Origin of the sequence: Actinomadura kijaniata, assembly GCF_014138665.1 — a bacterium.
Lineage (GTDB): Bacteria > Actinomycetota > Actinomycetes > Streptosporangiales > Streptosporangiaceae > Spirillospora > Spirillospora kijaniata.
This window is the reverse complement of the sequence record NZ_JACJIA010000007.1, coordinates 384,687-403,796: the sequence shown is the minus strand read 5'-3', so window position 1 is coordinate 403,796 and position 19,110 is coordinate 384,687. Positions and strand designations below refer to the sequence as shown.

The window sequence follows — 19,110 nt, the reverse complement described above, 5'->3', positions numbered from 1 at the left end:
TCGTCCCGCGGCATCGTGTGCCGACGACAGGGCGACGACGTGGAGGGGGGCCGGGGCGTGACCGATGCCGCAGGCCGGACGGGGGCGATGGCCCGGGTGGGCGTTCTCGCCCTGCTGTGGGGATCCACCTTCCTCTGGATCGAGCTGGCCCTGAAGGCCCTGTCCCCCGTTCAGGTCACCCTCGCCCGCTGCCTGCTCGGGACCGGCACGCTGCTGGTCCTGTGCCTGGTGTCGCGGCGGGGCCTGCCGCGCGGCCGCGCCGTCTGGGCCCACCTGTTCGTCGCCGCCTTCTGGTGCAACGCCCTGCCCTTCGCGATGTACAGCCTCGGCCAGCAGACCGTCGACTCCGGGCTGGCCGGAGTGCTCAACGCGACCACGCCGCTGTGGTCCCTGCTGCTCGGCATCGCGATCGGCACCGAGCGCGGCGTCCGGCCGGTGCGCCTGGGCGGCCTGCTGCTCGGGTTCGGCGGCGTCGTGCTGATCCTCGCTCCGTGGCAGGGGACGACGCGGGTCGGCTGGGGCGCGTTCGCCATCGTCGTCGCGGCGGCGAGCTACGCGGTCGGCTTCGCCCACATGGGCCGCCACCTGGTCGGGCGGGGGCACCCGACCCTGTCGCTGTCCACCGCCCAGCTCATGGCCGCCACCGCGCTGACCTCCCTGAGCCTGCCGGCCGGCGGCCTGGAGCCGGTCCACTTCCACCCGGTGGGCCTGGCGGCGGTCGTGGTGCTCGGGATCTGCGCCACGGGGATCACCTTCCACCTGACCTACCGGGTGATCGCCGACGAGGGCGCGACCAACGCCGCGACGGTCGGCTACCTGCTCCCGGTGGTGTCGGTGGGGCTCGGGGCCCTCGTGCTCGACGAGCCCTTCAGCCTCCGGGTCGCCGTGGGCATGGCGGTCGTCCTGGCCGGCGTCGGCATGACGCGGCGGGCGAAGCCGGCCCCTCCCCCGGCCGCTCCCCGGGCCGCTCCCGCCGTGGCGGCCCCCGCTCGTCCCGAAGCCCACCGGACCACGGGAGCGGACCTGTGAGGGAACCGGAGCGCGAGCGGACAGGACGACCCGGGTCGCCCGCCCTGACCGTGACCACCTCCATCCCGGCGTCGCCGCGCGTGGACTGCATCGTGGTCGGCGCCGCGCCAGGTCCCGAAGGTCCGGTCCCGGCCCCCGGCGCGGACGCCGTGGACGAGGCGTTCGGCGGCGTGCTGGCCGGGACGCTCCGCCTCCTCGGCATGACCGGTGCCGCCGGTGAGACGGTCAAGGTGCCCGCCCCGGCGGGCCTGGCGGCCGATGTGGTCCTGGCGGTCGGCCTGGGCGACGCCGCCGGGGACGTGCCCGCCGTCGAGGCGCTGCGCCGGGCGGCCGGGGCGGCCGCCCGGGCCCTGGCGGGAACCGGACGCGCCGTCCTGGCGCTTCCCGCCGACACGGCGGAGACGGCGCAGGCCGTGGCCACGGGCGCCGTGCTCGGCGCGTACGCCTTCACCGCCTACCGCACCCTCGACGACGGCAGGGCGCCGGTCGCCGAGCTGGCGATCCTCACGCCCGAGAGGACCCGGGCGGACACCGCGGCCGGCGTCCACCGCGGCGCCGTGATCGGCGAGGAGACCAACCGCGCCCGCGACCGGGTCGCGGACGCCGCCACGCGCTCGGGCGAGCAGGCGTGGCCGATGCCGCTCCCGACCGACCTGCGCGCGAGCCTGGACTCCCCGGTGGCCGACATCGCCAACACCGGGGAGCGGATGGGAGGCGCGCTGGTGGCCGGGCTGTTCCTCAGGGAGTTCGTGCCCGACGGCGTCCCCTGGGCCCATCTCGACATCGCCGGACCGGCCTACCACGAGGGCGCCCCCCACGGGTACACCCCCGCCGGCGGCACCGGCGCGGCCGTGCGCACCCTGGTGCGGCTGGCGGAGGACGCGGCGGAGGGACGCGTTCGATGAGAAGGATCCTGTACCAGGTCGACTCCTTCACCCGCACGCCGTTCACGGGCAATCCGGCGGGTGTGGTGCTGGGGGCGGAGGGCCTGTCGGACGCCGGGATGCTCGCGATCGCGCGTGAGCTCAGCAACTCCGAGACGGCCTTCGTCCTTCCCGCCGACGCCGGCGACCACGACGTGCGCGTCCGGTTCTTCACCCCCACCACGGAGGTGCCGGCCTGCGGGCACGCCACCGTGGCGGCGCACTTCGCGAGGACGGTCGAGTACGGGCCGCCGCCGGGCACGCTCAGGCGCGGACGGGCGGCGGCCTGCTCCAGCGCGTGGAGGTCCGCCGGGACGGGGACCGGGTGCGGATCGGCATGCGCCAGGAAGCCGCCGGGTTCGGCCCCGAGCTGGACGGCGGGCAGGTCGACCGGCTGCTCCGGGCGCTCGGGGCGGGCACCGGCGACCTGGCCGACGACGGTCCCGTCCAGATCGTCCCGACGGGCCACTCCAAGGTGCTGCTGCCGCTGCGCGGGCGCGCCGCCGTCGACGCGCTCCGGCCGGACCCGGCGGCGCTGGCGGCGCTCAGCCGGGAGGTCGGCAGCAACGGCTTCTTCGTCTTCACCCGGGACACCGGCGACCCCGCCCTGCTCACCTGGTCCCGGATGTTCGCGCCGGCGATCGGCATCGCCGAGGACCCGGTCACCGGCAACGGCCACGGCCCGCTCGGCGCCTACCTGGTGCGCCATGGGATCGTCCCGCCGCGGGACGGGCGGCTCGTCTTCACCGGCCGCCGGGGGGCCGCGATGGGACGCCCCGGCGACGTCCGCGCGCGCGTCGACGTCCAGCCCGGCGGCGACCTCCCGGTGACCATCACCGGCGACGCGGTGACCGCGTTCCGCGCCGAGCTCCACGGCCCCCGCCCCTGACGGGACGCGCGGCGGTGGTCAGAGGGTGCCGAGGGCCTCGCGCTGTCGGGGGGTCAGGCGGGCGGGGGCGGCGGTGAGGGCGTAGGTGTCGGGGGTCGGGCGGTGGAGGGTGATCGGGTCGGTGACGGCCGGAGGCTGCCCGGCGAGGAAGTCCAGCGCGGCGCTCACGCGGCCGGGGGGCCAGCCCAGCGCCGCGGCGATCTGGGCGGCCGTCAGGGGGCGGGCGGCGAGGGCGAGGGCCGCGGTGACCGTCTGCGCGTCGTCGACGGCGGGGGCGGCCAGGTCGGCGGACGAGTAGTCGCCCAGCCGGTTGAAGAACGCCGCCATCCGCGTCAGGCGTCCCCCGGCGGGGGTCCGCGGCCCGAACAGGGCGACGCCCTGCCGGGCCGTGTCGGCCCACAGGGTGTGGGTGCGGGCGCTGACCGACGACGTCCGGGCCCACACGTCGTCGTCGACGGTGTAGCGTTCGCGGCGTCCGTCGCGTTCCCGGTGCACGATCTCCAGGCCCTCCAGGTAGGCGATCCCCTTGGAGACCGAGGCCGGGCTGACCCGCAGCCGGGCCACCAGTTCGGCGGCGGTCAGGCTGCCGGCGTCCACGCTGATCAGGCAGGCCAGGATCCGGGCCGCGGTGCGGGGCAGCCCGGTCCGCACCATCAGGGTCGCGAACCGCTCGACGAACCCGTCCACCGCCGCCGGGTCGCGGCCGCCGGGGTCGCGGGGCGGCTCCGGGAACGAGGGCGTCCTCGGGCGGCGGGCCCGCCAGGCGGTGGCCTGGTGGGCGTGGTCGGCGCGGTAGCCGCCGGGGCCGCCGTTGCGCAGCACCTCCCGGCTGACGGTGGAGGTGGGACGCCCCAGCCGCCGGGCGATCTCGGCGTAGCCGAGCCCCCCGGCCAGCCCCGAGGCGATGCTCCGCCGCTCGTCGTGGGTCAGCCTGCCTCCGGGCATCCTCGCCGCCTTCCGGTCGCCGTCACCGCGGACCAGTGTGCGTTCACCCACTGAACATTGCAACACCCTCCCGGAGAGGATTGCATTAGCCGACACGGTCGTTGCAATTTTCGGTCGAATACCCCGTAAAAATGGGAATTTCCCCGCTGGTTTTCGTTGAAGGCCTACTAAACGCAACGTAGCTTTCGTTCGAGTTCAACTTTCGAGGCGAACGGAGACGAGGCGATGACAACGACGGACCCCGTCGCGGTCGAGGTCGACGGACTGCGCATGCGGTACGGGGCCGACGACGTGCTGCGCGGTGTGACGTTCCAGGTCCGGCGCGGCGAGATCGTGGCGCTGCTGGGTCCCAACGGCGCGGGCAAGACCACCACGATCGAGGTCCTGGAGGGGTTCCGGGCGCGGTCGGCGGGCCGGGTCCGGGTGCTGGACGCCGATCCGGCCCACGGCGACGAGCGGTGGCGGTCCCGGCTGGGCGTGGTGCTCCAGTCGTGGCGCGACCACGGCAAGTGGCGGGTCCGGGAGCTGCTGGCGCACCTGGGCTCCTACTACGCCCCCTACGCCACCCCGGCGAGCCGGCGCCCCTGGGACACCGACTCGCTGGTCCGCGCGGTCGGGCTGACCGAGCACGCCGACAAGAAGATCCGCACCCTGTCGGGCGGGCAGCGGCGGCGGCTGGACGTGGCGATCGGGCTGGTCGGCGGGCCCGAGCTGCTGTTCCTGGACGAGCCGACCGCCGGGCTCGACCCGCAGGCGCGGCTGGAGTTCCACCGGCTGGTGGAACGGCTGACCGGCGACCACCGCATGACGATCCTGCTCACCACGCACGACCTGGCCGAGGCCGAGAAGCTCGCCGACCGGATCCTGGTGCTGTCCGGCGGGCGGATCGTCGCCGACGGGACGGCGGCCGAGCTGTCCGAGCGGATGGCGGGCGGGGACGAGGTGCGCTGGACGCTGCACGGCCGGCGGTTCACCACCTCGACCCGGGAGTCGACCGCGTTCGTGCGGGAGCTGTTCGGCGAGCACGGCGCGGCGGTCGCGGACCTGGAGGTCCGGCGGGCCTCCCTGGAGGACACCTACATGGCGCTGGTGCGCGAGCAGGAGGCGGCCCGATGAACGCGACGGTGCTGCGCGCGGGCTGGACGCGCGGGACGATCGAGCTGCGGCAGTCGTTCACCAACGGCGCGGACCTGGTCTCCCACCTGCTGTGGCCGGTGCTGATGCTGGTCGCGCTGTGGTTCCTGCGGGACCGGGAGTTCGGGGACAGCGGGCTGGCGCTCGGCACGCTGGCGTTGCCGAGCATCCTCGGGATGAACATCGCGATGGGCATGCTGTCCATGAGCCAGCACCTCACCGCCGACCGCGAGGACGGGACGCTGCTGCGGGCCCGCGCGGTCCCCGACGGGATGCGCGGCTACCTGGTCGGGAAGGTCGTGTCGGTCGGCGGCGGGCTGCTGGCCGACCTGGCGATCCTCATGATCCCCGGCCTGCTGATCATCGACGGGCTGCGGCCGGGCGGCGCCGGGTCCTGGCTCACCCTGGGCTGGGTGCTGGTGCTGGGACTGGTCGCGACGCTGCCGGCGGGCGCGGCGCTGGGGTCGCTGTTCAGCGGCGCCCGCGGCCAGGGGCTGGTGCAGCTGCTGGTCCTGGGCGTGATCTCCATCTCCGGCGTGTTCTACCCGATCACGTCGCTGCCGGGCTGGGTGCAGGGCGTCGCGCAGGTGTTCCCGGTCTACTGGCTCGGGCTGGGGACGCGCTCGGCGCTGCTGCCCGACACGGCCGCCGCCGTCGAGATCGACGGGTCGTGGCGGCACCTGGAGACCGTCGGGGTGCTGGGGCTGTGGGCGGTGGCCGGGCTGGTCGTCGCGCCGCTCGTGCTGCGCCGCATGGCGCGCCGCGAGTCGGGCTCCAGCGTCGCCGAACGCCGCGAACGCGCCCTGCAGCGGGTCCGATGACCGCACGGGATGCCCGGCTCGGGGCCGGGCGTCCCGCCCCCGCCGGTCAGCGCACCTTGCGGAAGAACGCGCGGACGTCCCCGATCAGGGCCTCCGGGTCCTCCATCGACAGGAAGTGGCCGCCCTCGTCGAGTTCGGTCCAGCGGGTGATGGTGTGGTCGCGTTCGGCCCAGCGGCGGACGGTGACGTCGTGGGCCGACACCAGCACCGCGGTCGGGACCGTCCCGCGCTCGGGCGTCCAGCCGCCCTGCTCCTGTCCTCCGCCGTCCCAGTCCCCGCCGGCCCATTCCTCGGTGGCGCCGCCGCTCCAGGCCGCGGCGGAGATCTCCTCGTAGTAGACCTGCGCGGCCGGGCCCGCCGTGCCGGTGAACCAGTACAGGGAGACGTCGGTGAGGACGCGGTCGCGGCCGACGGTCTCCTCGGGCAGCGCGTCCTCGGGCATGGTCAGCTCCTTGAACTTCTCCACGATCCAGGCGAGCTGCCCGGTCGGCGAATCGTGCAGGGCGTAGGCGACCGTCTGCGGGCGCTTGGAGTTGCACTGCAGGTAGCCGTCGTTGAAGTCCTGCATCCGCTCCCAGCGCCGCCGGTCGCGTTCGGGCAGGTCCGCGGTGTCGTCGTCGCCCACCGGGAACGCGATCATCGCGTTGAGGTGGACGCCGACGACCCGCCCGGGGGCCTGCCTTCCCATCTCGGGGGCCACCCAGGAGCCGGTGTCATAGCCCTGCACGCCGTAACGCTCGTAGCCGAGCCGCTCCATCAACCGCACCAGCAGGCCCGCCATCCGCGCGGCGCCCATGCCGGGGCCGTTCAGCGGGGTGGAGAAGCCGAAGCCCGGCAGCGACGGGACGACCAGGTGGAACGCCTCGGCCGGGTCGCCGCCGTACGCGCGGGGGTCGCTCAGCGGGCCGACCACGTCGAGGAAGTCGGCGAACGTGCCCGGCCAGCCGTGCAGCAGCACCAGCGGCAGGGCGTCCGGCTCGGGCGAGCGGACGTGCAGGAAGTGGAGGGCCTGCCCGTCGATCTCAGTGACGAACTGCGGGTGCTCGTTGAGGACGGCCTCCTGCGCGCGCCAGTCGTAGGAGGTGCGCCAGTACTCGGCCAGCTCCTTCAGGTAGCCCAGCGGGACACCCCGGTCCCAGCCGACGCCGGGCAGCTCGTCGGGCCAGCGGGTCCCGGCCAGGCGGGCGTGCAGATCGTCCAGGGCGGCCTGCGGGATCTCGATGCGGAAGGGACGGATCTGCTGCGCGGTGCTCGTCATGCCCCCAAGCTAGGAATCGGTTAGGACAGCACCGTTCCTAAGCGTGCGGCATTCTGGAAGCCATGTGGGACACCTCCGCGCGGCTGCTCAAACTCCTGTCGCTGTTGCAGACCCGCCGCGAGTGGACCGGCGCCGAGCTCGCCGGCCGCCTCGGCGTCACCACCCGCACCGTCCGCCGGGACGTGGACCGGCTGCGCGAGCTGGGGTACCCGGTGGAGGCGACGCGCGGCACCGCCGGATACCGCCTGGGGGCGGGGGCGTCGCTGCCGCCGCTGCTGCTGGACGACGACGAGGCCGTCGCGGTGGTCCTCGGGCTGCGCACGGCGGCGGGCGGATCGGTCGCCGGGATCGAGGAGATGTCGCTGCGGGCGCTCACCAAGCTGGAACAGGTGCTGCCGCCCCGGCTGCGGCACCGGGTGAACACCCTGCACACCGCGACCGTCCGGACCGGCGCCCCACCGGCCCCGCGGGTGGACGCCGACACCCTGATGACGATCGCCGAGGCGTGCCGGCGGCGCGAACGGCTGCGGTTCGACTACACCGCCCGGCGCGGCGGGACCTCGCCCCGCGAGGCCGAGCCGCACACCCTGGTGAACTTCAACCGCCACTGGTACCTGGTCGCCTGGGACGTCGCCCGCGCCGACTGGCGCACGTTCCGGGTGGACCGGCTGCGCCCCCGCACGCCGAACGGCCCCCGCTTCGCGCCCCGCGAGCCGCCCGGCGGGGACGTGACGCGCTACGTGGCCCGGCAGCTCTCGGAACAGGCCTGGCCCTGCCGCGCCACCGTCCGGCTGCACGAGCCCGCCGACGCCGTCGCCGACCGCGTCTGGCCCGGCATGGGCGCCCTGGAGGCCGTGGACGGGCACGGCTGCCTGCTGCACGTGGGCGCCGAGACCCCCGCCGAGCTCGTCTGGATGATCACCTCGGTGGACGCCGACTTCACCCTGGTCAGCGGGCCGCCCGAACTCGCCGACGCGCTCCGCGCCCAGGCCGGCCGCTGCCTGCGCGCCCTCAGCGGTACTGGTTCAGCGGGCGGCCCGGCCCCTTCCTGACCTGCTCCACGAACAGGGCCGCCAGCGCCTCGTGGCCCTTCGCCGTCGGGTGGAAGCTGCTCTTCTCGGCCGCCAGCGCCGACAGGTTCACCCCCAGCCCGTTCATGTACGGGTCGGCGCTGCCCGCCTCGTGACCGGCGAACGCGCTGTAGGCGTCCACGAACTCCACGCTGCCCGCCGCCCTCGCCGTCACCAGCCGGTCGTCGGCCTCCACGACCGCCTGCCGGATCAGCTCGTTCAGCTCGCGGGCGCGGGCGTTCAGCCACCGCTGGTCCTCGACCGTGATGTTGTCGCCCATCGCGCCGTTCACCTCGGAGAACGCCCGCGGGTACCCCAGCACGACCACCCGGGCGCGCGGCGCCCGCCGGGTGATCTCGTCCAGCAGGGCGGGCAGGCTCTGCCGCAGCGCCGCCAGCCGGGGCGCGATGCCCGCGCCCTGCTCCGCGCACGACCCGCTCCAGGGCAGCTTCACCACGCAGCCCGCCAGCACCCTGGAGAAGCCGACGTCGTTGCCGCCGACGCTGATGGTGACCAGGGACGTGTCGGGGCCGAGCCGGTCCAGCTGGGGCGGCTCGCCGGACTTGCCGCGGCGCACGTCGGCGGTCGTCGCGCCCGAGCAGGCCCAGAACCCGGCGCCCTTGGCGAACGGGAACGCCTTCGCGACCGCGTGGTAGTACGCCCTGGAGGTGCGGTGGCATCCCAGCGGGTTGCGGTCGGCGAGGCCGTCCTCGGCACCGACCCCGGAGGAGTAGGAGTCGCCGAGCGCGACGTAGGCCCCGCCGGTGGCGGCCTCGACGGGCGTCAGCGGGCGGACGGGGCGGGACGGGGGGTCGGCGTGCGCCCGCGCGGACGGGCGGTGGCAGCCGCTGTCGAACACCGCGCACCGGGCGGCGGGCATCACCGTCAGCGGGACGACCATCAACGCCAGCAGGCCGACCAGCACCAGCAGCGGCGCTCCCCGCTCCCCGAGCCGCCCGCGCACCCGTGCCGGCCACTTCCCCGTCATCGCGTCCCGTTCCTCCCCACGATCGACCAGACGCCCGCGGCCCTTCCGGAGTTCCACCTTTACGCTGTAGATTTTTAAGTGGAACGCCCGGAGCCACCCTAAGCGCCGCCGCGCCCGCCCCTGCGGGTGATCTGCCCTACATCTCCGTTCATGCCGGAGCTTTTCGCAGGTCATCGCGTGTTCGAGGTGCCGGGGGAACGTGGCCGGGGAACGTTACGTCCCAGCAGTGACACCGTATCCGTGGGGGGCTTCCGCACCATGCTGGCTGGTTTGACCGGGCTCGGGCTGTCGGCCGCGGCCGGTCTGAACGCCTACATCCCGCTGCTCGTCGTCGGGGTCCTGGACCGCCTCACCGACACGGTGACGCTGCCCGCCGAGTTCGGCTGGCTCACCAACGGGTGGGTGCTCGCGCTGCTGGCGGTGCTGCTGGCCGCCGAGGTCGTCCTCGACAAGATCCCGGCGGTGGACAGCGTCAACGACATGGTGCAGACGCTCGTGCGCCCCGCGTCCGGCGGGGCGGTGTTCGCCGCGACCGACGCCGCCGGGCGGCTGGAGAGCTCCTCGTTCTTCCAGCAGCACGCCTGGATCGGCTGGGTGGCGGGCGTCGTGGTGGCGCTGCTGGTCCACCTGGGCAAGGCGTCGGTCCGGCCCGCGGTGAACGCCGGGACGCTCGGCGCCGGCGCGCCCGTCGTCAGCACCGTCGAGGACGGCGTGTCGCTGGGGATGAGCGTGCTGGCGATCCTCGCGCCGGTCGTGGCGCTGATCGCGCTGCTGATGTTCGCGTACGTGGCGTTGCGCCTGGTCAGGTACGCCCATCGCAGGCGCCGCAGACGCCGCAGGAACGCGGCCGCCTAGCGCAGGGGACGCCGCATCGCCACGCGCGGGCCGAGGTCGTGCAGGCCCGCGGCGACCTCGGCGTCCCACTGGGCGCGCAGCCCCGGCGGCAGGTCGTCCCCGGTCAGCTCGACGAAGCCGTGCCTGGCGTACCAGGGGCCGTTCCACGGCACGTCGCGGAAGGTCAGCAGGCTCACGTCCGCCGCGCCCGCACGGGCCGCGCGCTCCACGACCTCGCCCAGGATGCGGGTGCCGACCCCCCGGCGCGCGTGGCCGGGGTGCACGGCGATCTGCACCAGGTAGACCCCGCCGTCCAGGGGCCTGGTCGCGGCGTAGCCGACCGGCGGATCGCCCGCCACCACGACCTCGTCGCCGGTCCGGGCGATCACCTCCTCGATCACGGTCGGGCCGGGCGGGAACACGATGTCCAGCTCCCGGAACACCGCGTCGGCGGCCGCCTCGATCGGGGGCAGCAGCGGAAGGTCGGCGGGGCGGGCGGAGCGGACCTCGGCGTCGGGGCGCATGGCGCCGATGGTAGGCCGCTCCCCCAGCCTAGGCGATCAGTTAAACGTCGCGACGGGGCCGCCGGGGCCGGTGAACGGCTCCCAGGGCTCGGGGGGCGCGCCGTCGCGGGCGAACGCCGCCCAGGTCCCCGACATCCGGTCGGCGAGTCCCTGCGGCGGGTTCGGGCCGGTGAGCGCCGTCACGCCGGGGGCGTCGAGGTTGTCGAACACGAACGGCACTTCCATGGAGTGCGCCGCGCCCAGCGCTCCCCCGAACGCGGTGGACCGCCAGGCGAAGCGGTAGTGCCACACGCGGCGGCCCCGTCCGGCGAGGGCCTCGGCCAGCCGCCGGGCGGGCCCGGCGAACATCGTCTCGGCGATGTGGGCGGCGACGGCGTCGGCGTCCGGGCTCCCCATCGTGAACAGGCGGCCCTCGTCGTCGTTGGCGCCGACGATGACCGGGAGTTCGGGGACCGTTCCGGCCCGCGCCGCCTCCAGGGGGAGCACCGGCAGGACCGTTCCGTCGACGACCGGGAGGCACGGCAGGCCGTGGCCCTCACCGCGTGCCAGCATCGCCGCGCCGACCTCCTCCTGGGCGCGCAGCAGCTCCTCCACCGGCGCGTCCCACGGGGACAGGGCGCCGAGCGTCTTCCCGAACTCGGCCGCCACCGCCTCGGCCCGCTCGCGGGCCAGCGCGAACTCCCCGCCGCCGCTCTGCATGATCGCCTTGTGGAACAGCCCGCGCGCGGCGGGCATGGCCAGCATCGTCGCGATGCTCATCGCCCCGGCCGACTGCCCGAACACCGTCACGTCGCCGGGGTCGCCGCCGAACCCGGCGATGTTGTCGCGGACCCACTCCAGCGCGGCGACCTGGTCGAGCAGCCCGACGTTGGCGGACTCCTCGTCCAGGTAGAGGAAGCCGAGCGGGCCGACGCGGTAGTTGACGGTGACGACCACGACGTCGTTGCGGACCGCCAGGCGGCGGCCGTCGTACACCGGGTCGCGGCCCGCGCCGCTGCGGAACGCGCCGCCGGGCAGCCACACCATCACCGGCCGCGCGCCCTCGGCCGAGGGGGTCCAGACGTTGAGGTTGAGGCAGCCGCGCTCGTCGGTGGGGAACGCCGGGAGCCCGAGCATCGTGCCCAGCTCCTCCTCGTAGAGCTGCGGCACGGCGGGCCCGTACTCGCGGGCGGGGCGGACGCCGGTCCACGGCTCGGGCGGCAGCGGCGGGCGGAACCGGGGCGCGCGGGCGAACGGGATCCCGAGGAACGCCCCGCCGGCGCCCTCGACCTCGCCGTACGCGGTTTCAACGATCACCTGACGGCCTCCTTCGGGGAAGGCGGGTGTCCAAGGGCAGGTTACGACGCCCTCCCCGGCGGGCCGCGGCGGGGGCCGCCGTCCGGGCGCGTTCCGCCTCTGGCGGCGCGCGGCGGAGTCTGGGACGCCGGATACACTTATACGTATAAACAAGGAGGTTCTCCATGCGGCTGAAGGTGCATGGGTTCGGTTCCGGCGACAGGCTGGCGGTGCTGGTCCACGGCGGGATGTCCTCGGCGGGCACCTGGCACCGGGTCGTTCCGCGGCTCACCGCGCTCGGCTACCGGGTGCTGGCCCCGGACCTGCGGGGCCACGGGGAGAGCCCGCACGCCGACTCCTACACCCCCGAGGAGTTCGCGGCCGACCTGGTGGAGTCCCTGCCGGCCGGCGCGGAGGTGGCGCTCGGCCACTCGCTGGGCGGCCTGGCGCTGTCGCTGGCGGTCGCCGACCTGCGCCCGGCCCGCGCGGTCTACAGCGATCCGGCCTGGAAGCTGACCGGCAACCCGATGGCCTCCGGCATCGCGGACTTCGCCCGCACGTGCAAGTCGATGACCGCCGCCGACATCCGCCGGATGAACCCGCGCTGGGCCGCCTCCGACGTCGAGGCCGAGCTGCGGGGCTTCGCCGCCTTCGACGCCGACGGCGTGCGGCTGCCGCTCCGCGACCGCGTCCCGGCGGAGCCGGTGGTGCCGTCCCTGGTCCAGGCGGCCGACCCGAGCCCGCTGGTCTCCCCCGCGCTGGCCGAGGACCTGCGGGGCCGGGGCTTCGAGGTCCGCGTGGTCCCGGACACGGGCCACTGCGTCCACCGCGACGACCTGGAGGGCTTCCTGGAGTCCCTGGAGGGCTGGATCTGATCCGCCGCCGGCCCGCGCGCCGGGCGGGGTCGAGTGACGCGGCGGAGGATCGGTTCGGGACGTTTCATGATCGTTACTGATTCAGCGCCGAACAAAGATCATTTTTCCCGGCCGCGGGACCAACCGCCCGCCCGGTGGCGCCGTCCCATATGCCGTGATGAAAACCTCCACCTCCGCCGCGGCGCTCGCCGCCGCGATCGCCGTGCCGGTCCTGCTGCTCAGCGGGTGCGGCTCCTCCGGCGACACCAAGGGGTCCGGCGCGACCTCCGCCCCCCCGCCCGCCTCGACCTCCGCCGAGGCGGCCCCCTCCGAGCCGGCCGCGAAGCCGACGTCCGGGGGTGCCCAGGCCCCGCAGGCCACGGGCAAGGCCGTCAAGCTCCCGGTGACCCAGGAGGCGCTGCTGGCCATGCCCGACCTGTACTTCGAGAAGGTCTCCTCGCAGTACCCCAACGCCAAGCGGAACATGGTCGTCGGCCCGAAGAACACCCTGTTCGGCAGGGTCACCACCGCGAACGGCGTCTTCACCTATGCGGTCGCCGACATGAGCATTCGCGGCAACGCCCTGTCGACCCAGGACGGCCCGCACGTGTGGCGCCGCGGCGCCGACACCGACTGGGAGTACGTGGGCGACACCGGCGGGAACCTCTGCGGCCAGGTGCCGCAGGCCCTGGTCAAGGTCTGGGGCAAGAGCTGCGGCTGATCCCTCCGTGACCCGCGTCCGTCAATGATCGACGCCCCCGGCCGCGAGCCGGGGGCCTACCCATGCCCGCGACCGGCCCTCGGCGGGGCACTCCGTCCGGTTTGACAGAGGGTGGTCCATGACCAAATACTCGGATCCGACTGATAGGAGGCGAACAATTGAGCGAGAGCGGTCGACGCAAGGTCTCCAACCCGCTGGGGCTGGCGGTGCTGGGCCTGCTGCTGGAGTCACCGGCGCACCCCCACGCCATGGCCGCCACGCTGCGGGAACGCGGCATGGACCGGGCGTTCAAGGTGACCACCGGCTCCCTGTACGACGTGGTGCGGGCGCTGGAGAGGGCCGGATGGATCGAGGCGCGCGAGACGGTCCGGGTCGGGGCCCGGCCCGAGCGGACCGTCTACCAGCACACCGCGCTGGGGCGGCGGGAGTTCGTGCGCTGGGTGGACGAGCTGATCCGGCGTCCGGCCGACGAGTACCCCCGGTTCCTGTCGGCGGTCAGCTATCTCGGCGCGCTGGGGCCGGAGGGCGCCGTGGCCGCGCTGCGGGAGCGGGCCGAGCGGGTGCGGGCGTCGCTGGAGGAGGTCCGCCGGGAGCACCGCGCGGTACTGGAGTCCGGCGCGGTCCCGCGCCTGTTCGTGGTGGAGGCCGAGTACGCCGTCCGCGTGCAGGAGGCCGAGCTCGGCTGGCTGGAGGAGATCGTCGCCGACATCGAGGCCGGCCGGCTGGCCTGGCCGGACGCCGTCGCCGGCTGGGTCCGCGCCGCGGAGTCCCGATGAGGGCGCGGCACGCGGGGAACACGGGAGGTCCGATGAGGGTCATGGTGGCCGGGGCGGGGCCGGCCGGCCTGATGCTGGCGGCGGAACTCGTGCTCGCCGGGGCCGAGGTCACGGTGGTGGACCGGCTGCCGCGGCGCTCGCCGTACTGCCGGGGCTTCACCCTCAACGCCCGCAGCCTGGAGCTGCTGGACCGGCGCGGCGTCGTGGACCGCTTCCTGGCCGAGGGTCCGACGGTGCCCTACGGCATGTTCGCCGACCCGAGCCGTCCCCTGGACCTGTCCGTGATGGACACCGACCACCCCTACACGCTCGGCATCGCCCAGACCCGGGTCGAGGAGCTGCTGGAGGAGTGGCTGTCCGAGCTGGGCGTGACGGTCGCCTGGGGGCACGAGGTGACCGGCTTCGACCAGGACGGCGACGGGGTCGAGGTGACCGTGCGGACCGGCGGCGGGCACGAGCGCGTCCGGGTCGACTACCTCGCCGGCTGCGACGGCAGCCGCAGCCTGGTCCGCAAGCACGCCGGGATCGGCTTCCCCGGCACGCCCGCCACCGCGTTCGGCCTCCTCGCGGACGTGGGGACGGCCGACCCCTCCGCGCTGCCGTTCGGGGCGACCGAGGGCGAGCGCGGCACGGTGTTCGTGATCCCGCGCCCCGGTTACGTGCGGATCGTGCTCGACGAGCCGGTCCCGCCCGCCGACCGCGACGAGCCGGTGCGGCTGGACTACTTCCAGCGGGTGCTGGACGACACGCTCGGCCGCCGGGTGGAGCTGGTCGATCCCCGCTGGCTCACCCGGTTCTCCGACGCCGCCAGGCAGGCGGACCGTTACGTCGCGGGCCGCGTCGTGCTGGCGGGCGACGCCGCGCACATCCACCCGCCCGCGGGCGCGGTGGGCGTCAACGTGGCGTTGGCCGACGCGGTGAACCTCGGCTGGAAGCTGGCGGCGACCGGGCTCGGGTACGCGCCGGACGGCCTGCTGGACAGCTACCACCGGGAACGGCACGAGGCGGGGGCGCGGATGCTGCGCACCACGCGCGCGCAGGCGCTCCTGGGGAGGCGGGACCCCGGCGTCGACCCCGTCCGCGAGCTGCTCGGCGAACTGGCGGGCCTGCCGCCGGTCGGCAGGTACCTCGCCGAGCTGACGACCGGGGTGAGCACCCGCTACGACCCCGGGATCCCCGGCGACCATCCCTGGCTGGGCAGGCTCGCGCCCAACCTGAAGCTGGTCGCCGGCGGCGAGCGCACCAGCGTCGCCGAGCTGCTCAGGCCCGCCCGCCCGGTGTTCCTCACCACGGGGGCCCGCGCCCTGCCCGAGAACGCCCGGGACCGGGTGGACGCCCACCACGTCCACTGCCCCGAGCGGCCCGACCTCGAAGCGGTGCTGATCCGCCCGGACGGGCACACGGTGTGGGTCTCCACCACGACCGACCCGCAACCGGCCGACACCCTCACCACCGCGCTGGCCACCTGGTTCGGCGCCTGAGCACGTTCCCGGAGGTCCGGCCGCACCGGGCAAGACATCGCGGCGTTCCCAAAGCCCGCCCCGGCGGCGTGACCGTGGACGCGGGGCCAGCCACCCGGTTCGGCGTCTAAGCACGGTCCCGGAGGTCCGGCCCGTGCCCGGACGCGGAGCGGCCGGCCGTCCCGTTGCCGGCCGCTCCGGGCAAGGCGTCGCGGCGTTCCGAAGGCCGCCCCGGCGGCGTGACCGTGGACGGCGGAGCGGGCACCGGCCGTCCTCGGCGCCGGGCGGGACCGGCGGCACGACGAGCGCGGTGCGTCCACCCGGCCATGGGCGTCCTCCGCGACGCCTCCCGCCGGGGGCGTTCAGGCCGCCGTGTGGAGGGCGACAATACGGTTGCCGGGGAGCCGGGGTGCGGGGATAGGTTCACGATCATGGATGAGAGCGAGCTGCTCGCCGTTTCCGGCGGTCCCGTCACCCGGAGCCGGATCGGCCATGACCTGGCCGGGCTCGGTCTCGGCGACGGCGACGTCGTCATGTTCCACACCCGCATGTCCGCCCTCGGTTACGTCGCGGGCGGACCGCACACCGTCATCGACGCCCTGCGCGACGTGGTGGGGGCGCGGGGCACCCTGATGGTGACCTGCGGCTGGAACGACGCGCCGCCGTACGACTTCGTGACCTGGCCGCAGGCCTGGCAGGACGCCCTGCGCGAGGAGCACCCCGCCTACGACCCCGACCTCAGCGAGGCCGACCACGACAACGGCCGCCTGCCCGAGGCGCTGCGCCGCCGCCCCGGGGCCGTCCGCAGCAGGCACCCGGACGCCGGCTTCGCGGCGCTGGGGGCGGCGGCGGCCGAGCTGATGGCCGACCATCCCTGGGACGACCCGCACGGCCCCGGCAGCCCGCTGGCGCGGCTGGTCGCCTGCGGCGGCCGGGTCCTCCTGCTGGGCGCCCCGCTGGACACCCTGACGCTGCTGCACCATGCCGAGGCGCTCGCCGAGGCGCCCGGCAAGCGGTTCGTGGAGTACGAGCAGCCCATCCTGGTGGACGGCCGACGGGTCTGGCGCCGCTTCCACGACATCGACTCGGAGAACGGGGCCTTCGACTACTCCGCCGTGGTGCCCGAGGGCCTGGACCCGTTCGAGGTGATCGCCCGGGACATGCTCGCCGCGGGGATCGGCCGGACCGGCAGGGTCGGCGCCGCCGAGAGCCACCTGTTCGAGGCCGCGCCGGTCGTCGACTTCGCCACCGCCTGGATCGAGGACAAGTTGGGCACGGCATGACGGGCGGACCTGGAGTCCGCGCCGGGTGCCGCGTTCCAGAGCGGGTTCCCCAGGGGCCTCAGCCGCCGCGCGAGCGCGTGAACCGGCCGGTGGGGCGACACCGGAGACGAGCCCCACCGGGAGGATCACGAAGCGGCGCCTCGTTCGTCCGGGCACGGTCGGGGCGCGTGCCGCCGGGCGGACGCCGCGGGCCGGGGCGCCCGGACACCGCTCAGCTGACGCCGGCCTCCTTCATGTCGCGGAGCTCGCGCTTGAGTTCCTTGATCTCGTCGCGGAGGCGGGCGGCCAGCTCGAACTGCAGGTCGGTGGCGGCCTGGTGCATCTGCTCGGTCATCTGCTCGATCAGGCCCTCCAGCTCCTCGCGGGGGCGGTCGCCGACCAGGTCGGCGGCGTGCCGGCCGGCCTTGCGGGAGCCCAGGCCGGGGACGGGGGCCTTGCCGCGGGACTGCTGGCGGCCCGCGCCGCCGATCAGGGTCTCGGTGTCGGCGTCCTCGCGGACCAGCGAGTCGAGGATGTCGGCGATCTTCTTGCGCAGGGCCTGCGGCTCGATGCCGTGCTCCTCGTTGTAGGCCCGCTGCTTGGCGCGGCGGCGGTTGGTCTCCTCGATCGCGCGTTCCATCGACGGGGTGACCTTGTCGGCGTACATGTGGACCTGGCCCGACACGTTGCGGGCGGCGCGGCCGATCGTCTGGATCAGGGAGGTCTCCGAGCGCAGGAAGCCCTCCTTGTCGGCGTCCAGGATCGACACCAGCGACACCTCGGGCAGGTCCAGGCCCTCGCGCAGCAGGTTGATGCCGACCAGGACGTCGAACTCGCCGGCGCGCAGCTCGCGGAGCAGCTCGATGCGGCGCAGGGTGTCGACCTCGCTGTGCAGGTAGCGGACCTGGATGCCGAGCTCCAGCAGGTAGTCGGTGAGGTCCTCGGCCATCTTCTTGGTGAGGGTGGTGACCAGGACGCGTTCGTCGCGTTCGGTGCGCAGCCGGATCTCGTGGACCAGGTCGTCGATCTGGCCCTTGGTGGGCTTGACGACGACCTCCGGGTCGATGAGGCCGGTGGGGCGGATGACCTGCTCGACGACGTCGCCCTGGACGCGGCCCATCTCGTAGGAGCCGGGCGTCGCCGACAGGTAGACGGTCTGGCCGATCCGCCCCAGGAACTCCTCCCACTTGAGAGGGCGGTTGTCCATCGCCGAGGGCAGGCGGAAGCCGTGGTCGACGAGCATCCGCTTGCGGGAGGCGTCGCCCTCGTACATCGCGCCGATCTGCGGGACGGTCTGGTGGGACTCGTCGATGACCAGCAGGAAGTCGTCGGGGAAGAAGTCCAGCAGGGTGTTGGGGGCGCTGCCGGCGGGGCGGCCGTCGATGTGGCGGGAGTAGTTCTCGATGCCGGAGCAGGTGCCGACCTGGCGCATCATCTCGATGTCGTAGGTGGTGCGCATGCGCAGCCGCTGGGCCTCCAGGAGCTTGCCCTGGCCCTCCATCTCGGCGAGGCGCGCCTCCAGCTCGGCCTCGATGTCGCGGATCGCGCGTTCCATGCGCTCGGGCCCGGCGACGTAGTGGGAGGCGGGGAAGACGAACACCTCGTCGTCCTCGCGCAGGACCTCGCCGGTGAGCGGGTGCAGGGTCGCCAGCTTCTCGATCTCGTCGCCGAACATCTCGATGCGGACGGCGAGCTCCTCGTACTGCGGGATGATCTCGATGGTGTCGCCCCGCACGCGGAACGTGCCCCGGGTGAACGCCAGGTCGTTGCGCGAGTACTGCATCCCGACCAGGCTGCGCAGCAGCTCGTCGCGTTCGATCTCGTCGCCGACCTTCAGCTTGACGGCGCGCTCGACGTACTCCTCGGGGGTGCCCAGACCGTAGATGCACGACACCGAGGCGACCACGATGGTGTCGCGGCGGGTCAGCAGCGAGTTGGTCGCCGAGTGCCGCAGCCGGTCGACCTCCTCGTTGATGGAGGAGTCCTTCTCGATGTAGGTGTCGGTCTGCGGGATGTACGCCTCGGGCTGGTAGTAGTCGTAGTACGAGACGAAGTACTCGACGGCGTTGTTCGGCATCATCTCGCGCAGCTCGTTGGCGAACTGGGCGGCGAGGGTCTTGTTGGGCTGCATCACCAGCACCGGGCGCTGGAGCTTCTCGACCAGCCAGGCGACGGTGGCGGTCTTGCCGGTGCCGGTGGCGCCCAGCAGCACCGCGTCCTTGTCCCCGCGCGAGATCCGCTCGGTCAGCTCCGCGATCGCCTGCGGCTGGTCGCCCGCCGGCGTCATCTCCGTGACGACCTCGAACGGCCTCACCGTGCGCTGCAGGTCCGCTATCGGCCGCATCCT

17 protein-coding genes and 3 pseudogenes are annotated in these 19,110 nt (G+C 74.4%); 14 read left to right on the top strand and 6 right to left on the bottom strand.

Annotated features, from left to right (window positions below; all coding sequences use genetic code 11):
• Positions 1 to 57 precede the first annotated feature (57 nt).
• The 5 genes and pseudogenes from HNR61_RS27125 (at position 58) to HNR61_RS48265 (ending at position 2,841) form a co-directional block, all read left to right on the top strand.
• Positions 58 to 1,029 (top strand): DMT family transporter, encoded by a 972-nt coding sequence (locus tag HNR61_RS27125; protein ID WP_312898116.1) that lies wholly within the window; start codon positions 58 to 60, stop codon positions 1,027 to 1,029.
• Positions 1,026 to 1,481 (top strand): annotated as a pseudogene (locus tag HNR61_RS50710) (M17 family peptidase N-terminal domain-containing protein); the annotation flags it as partial. The gene HNR61_RS27125 and the pseudogene HNR61_RS50710, both read left to right, overlap by 4 nt.
• An 81-nt stretch (positions 1,482 to 1,562) precedes the next feature.
• Positions 1,563 to 1,934: pseudogene (locus HNR61_RS50705) on the top strand (leucyl aminopeptidase); the annotation flags it as partial.
• Positions 1,931 to 2,176, top strand: a pseudogene (locus tag HNR61_RS49410) (PhzF family phenazine biosynthesis isomerase); the annotation flags it as partial. The pseudogenes HNR61_RS50705 and HNR61_RS49410, both read left to right, overlap by 4 nt.
• A gap of 74 nt (positions 2,177 to 2,250) precedes the next feature.
• Positions 2,251 to 2,841, top strand: a complete 591-nt coding sequence (locus tag HNR61_RS48265; protein WP_220509815.1) for a PhzF family phenazine biosynthesis isomerase — start codon at positions 2,251 to 2,253, stop codon at positions 2,839 to 2,841.
• 18 nt (positions 2,842 to 2,859) lie between these two features.
• Here HNR61_RS48265 and HNR61_RS27110 read toward each other — a convergent pair whose 3' ends face one another.
• The gene (locus HNR61_RS27110; RefSeq protein WP_182845995.1) at positions 2,860 to 3,786 is read right to left on the bottom strand and encodes a GbsR/MarR family transcriptional regulator; all 927 of its coding nucleotides are present in this window, start codon (positions 3,784 to 3,786) and stop codon (positions 2,860 to 2,862) included.
• Between the two features lie 225 nt (positions 3,787 to 4,011).
• Between HNR61_RS27110 and HNR61_RS27105 the strand changes: the two genes are divergently transcribed.
• Together HNR61_RS27105 and HNR61_RS27100 are read left to right on the top strand one after the other, a co-directional pair.
• A complete protein-coding gene (locus HNR61_RS27105; RefSeq protein WP_182845994.1) occupies positions 4,012 to 4,902 on the top strand; it encodes an ABC transporter ATP-binding protein in 891 nt (296 codons plus the stop codon).
• Positions 4,899 to 5,741, top strand: coding sequence for an ABC transporter permease (locus HNR61_RS27100; RefSeq protein WP_182845993.1), 843 nt, complete (start codon positions 4,899 to 4,901; stop codon positions 5,739 to 5,741). The genes HNR61_RS27105 and HNR61_RS27100 overlap by 4 nt, the downstream gene beginning before the upstream one ends.
• Before the next feature lie 46 nt (positions 5,742 to 5,787).
• Here HNR61_RS27100 and HNR61_RS27095 read toward each other — a convergent pair whose 3' ends face one another.
• Positions 5,788 to 6,999 (bottom strand): epoxide hydrolase family protein, encoded by a 1,212-nt coding sequence (locus HNR61_RS27095; RefSeq protein WP_182845992.1) that lies wholly within the window; start codon positions 6,997 to 6,999, stop codon positions 5,788 to 5,790.
• A 62-nt stretch (positions 7,000 to 7,061) separates the two neighbouring features.
• Between HNR61_RS27095 and HNR61_RS27090 the strand changes: the two genes are divergently transcribed.
• On the top strand, positions 7,062 to 8,051 hold the full coding sequence (locus HNR61_RS27090) for a helix-turn-helix transcriptional regulator (RefSeq protein WP_182845991.1): 990 nt from the start codon (positions 7,062 to 7,064) through the stop codon (positions 8,049 to 8,051).
• Here the strand turns inward: HNR61_RS27090 and HNR61_RS27085 are convergent.
• Positions 8,011 to 9,057: an SGNH/GDSL hydrolase family protein gene (locus HNR61_RS27085; RefSeq protein WP_182845990.1), complete on the bottom strand. Its 1,047-nt coding sequence runs from the start codon at positions 9,055 to 9,057 to the stop codon at positions 8,011 to 8,013. The genes HNR61_RS27090 and HNR61_RS27085 overlap by 41 nt on opposite strands.
• A gap of 270 nt (positions 9,058 to 9,327) precedes the next feature.
• On the opposite strand from HNR61_RS27085, the gene HNR61_RS27080 reads away from it, so the two are divergent.
• A complete protein-coding gene (locus HNR61_RS27080) occupies positions 9,328 to 9,912 on the top strand; it encodes a DUF4126 domain-containing protein (protein WP_246443797.1) in 585 nt (194 codons plus the stop codon).
• Here the strand turns inward: HNR61_RS27080 and HNR61_RS27075 are convergent.
• Positions 9,909 to 10,415: a GNAT family N-acetyltransferase gene (locus tag HNR61_RS27075; RefSeq protein ID WP_182845988.1), complete on the bottom strand. Its 507-nt coding sequence runs from the start codon at positions 10,413 to 10,415 to the stop codon at positions 9,909 to 9,911. The genes HNR61_RS27080 and HNR61_RS27075 overlap by 4 nt on opposite strands.
• A gap of 36 nt (positions 10,416 to 10,451) precedes the next feature.
• Positions 10,452 to 11,711: a carboxylesterase/lipase family protein gene (locus HNR61_RS27070; RefSeq protein WP_182845987.1), complete on the bottom strand. Its 1,260-nt coding sequence runs from the start codon at positions 11,709 to 11,711 to the stop codon at positions 10,452 to 10,454.
• 164 nt (positions 11,712 to 11,875) lie between these two features.
• Here HNR61_RS27070 and HNR61_RS27065 point away from each other — a divergent pair, with 164 nt between their 5' ends.
• The 5 genes from HNR61_RS27065 (at position 11,876) to aac(3) (ending at position 16,784) form a co-directional block, all read left to right on the top strand.
• Complete coding sequence (locus HNR61_RS27065) at positions 11,876 to 12,565, top strand: alpha/beta fold hydrolase (RefSeq protein ID WP_182845986.1); 690 nt, start codon at positions 11,876 to 11,878, stop codon at positions 12,563 to 12,565.
• 157 nt (positions 12,566 to 12,722) lie between these two features.
• The gene (locus tag HNR61_RS27060; protein ID WP_182845985.1) at positions 12,723 to 13,265 is read left to right on the top strand and encodes a hypothetical protein; all 543 of its coding nucleotides are present in this window, start codon (positions 12,723 to 12,725) and stop codon (positions 13,263 to 13,265) included.
• A gap of 158 nt (positions 13,266 to 13,423) precedes the next feature.
• On the top strand, positions 13,424 to 14,041 hold the full coding sequence (locus HNR61_RS27055) for a PadR family transcriptional regulator (protein ID WP_246443795.1): 618 nt from the start codon (positions 13,424 to 13,426) through the stop codon (positions 14,039 to 14,041).
• 32 nt (positions 14,042 to 14,073) lie between these two features.
• A complete protein-coding gene (locus tag HNR61_RS49405; protein ID WP_220509814.1) occupies positions 14,074 to 15,522 on the top strand; it encodes an FAD-dependent monooxygenase in 1,449 nt (482 codons plus the stop codon).
• Between the two features lie 410 nt (positions 15,523 to 15,932).
• A complete protein-coding gene (aac(3), locus tag HNR61_RS27045) occupies positions 15,933 to 16,784 on the top strand; it encodes an aminoglycoside 3-N-acetyltransferase (protein ID WP_182845983.1) in 852 nt (283 codons plus the stop codon).
• Between the two features lie 211 nt (positions 16,785 to 16,995).
• On the opposite strand, the gene uvrB is transcribed toward aac(3), so the two are convergent.
• Positions 16,996 to 19,107, bottom strand: coding sequence for an excinuclease ABC subunit UvrB (gene uvrB / locus HNR61_RS27040; protein ID WP_182845982.1), 2,112 nt, complete (start codon positions 19,105 to 19,107; stop codon positions 16,996 to 16,998).
• Between the last annotated feature and the right edge of the window lie 3 nt (positions 19,108 to 19,110).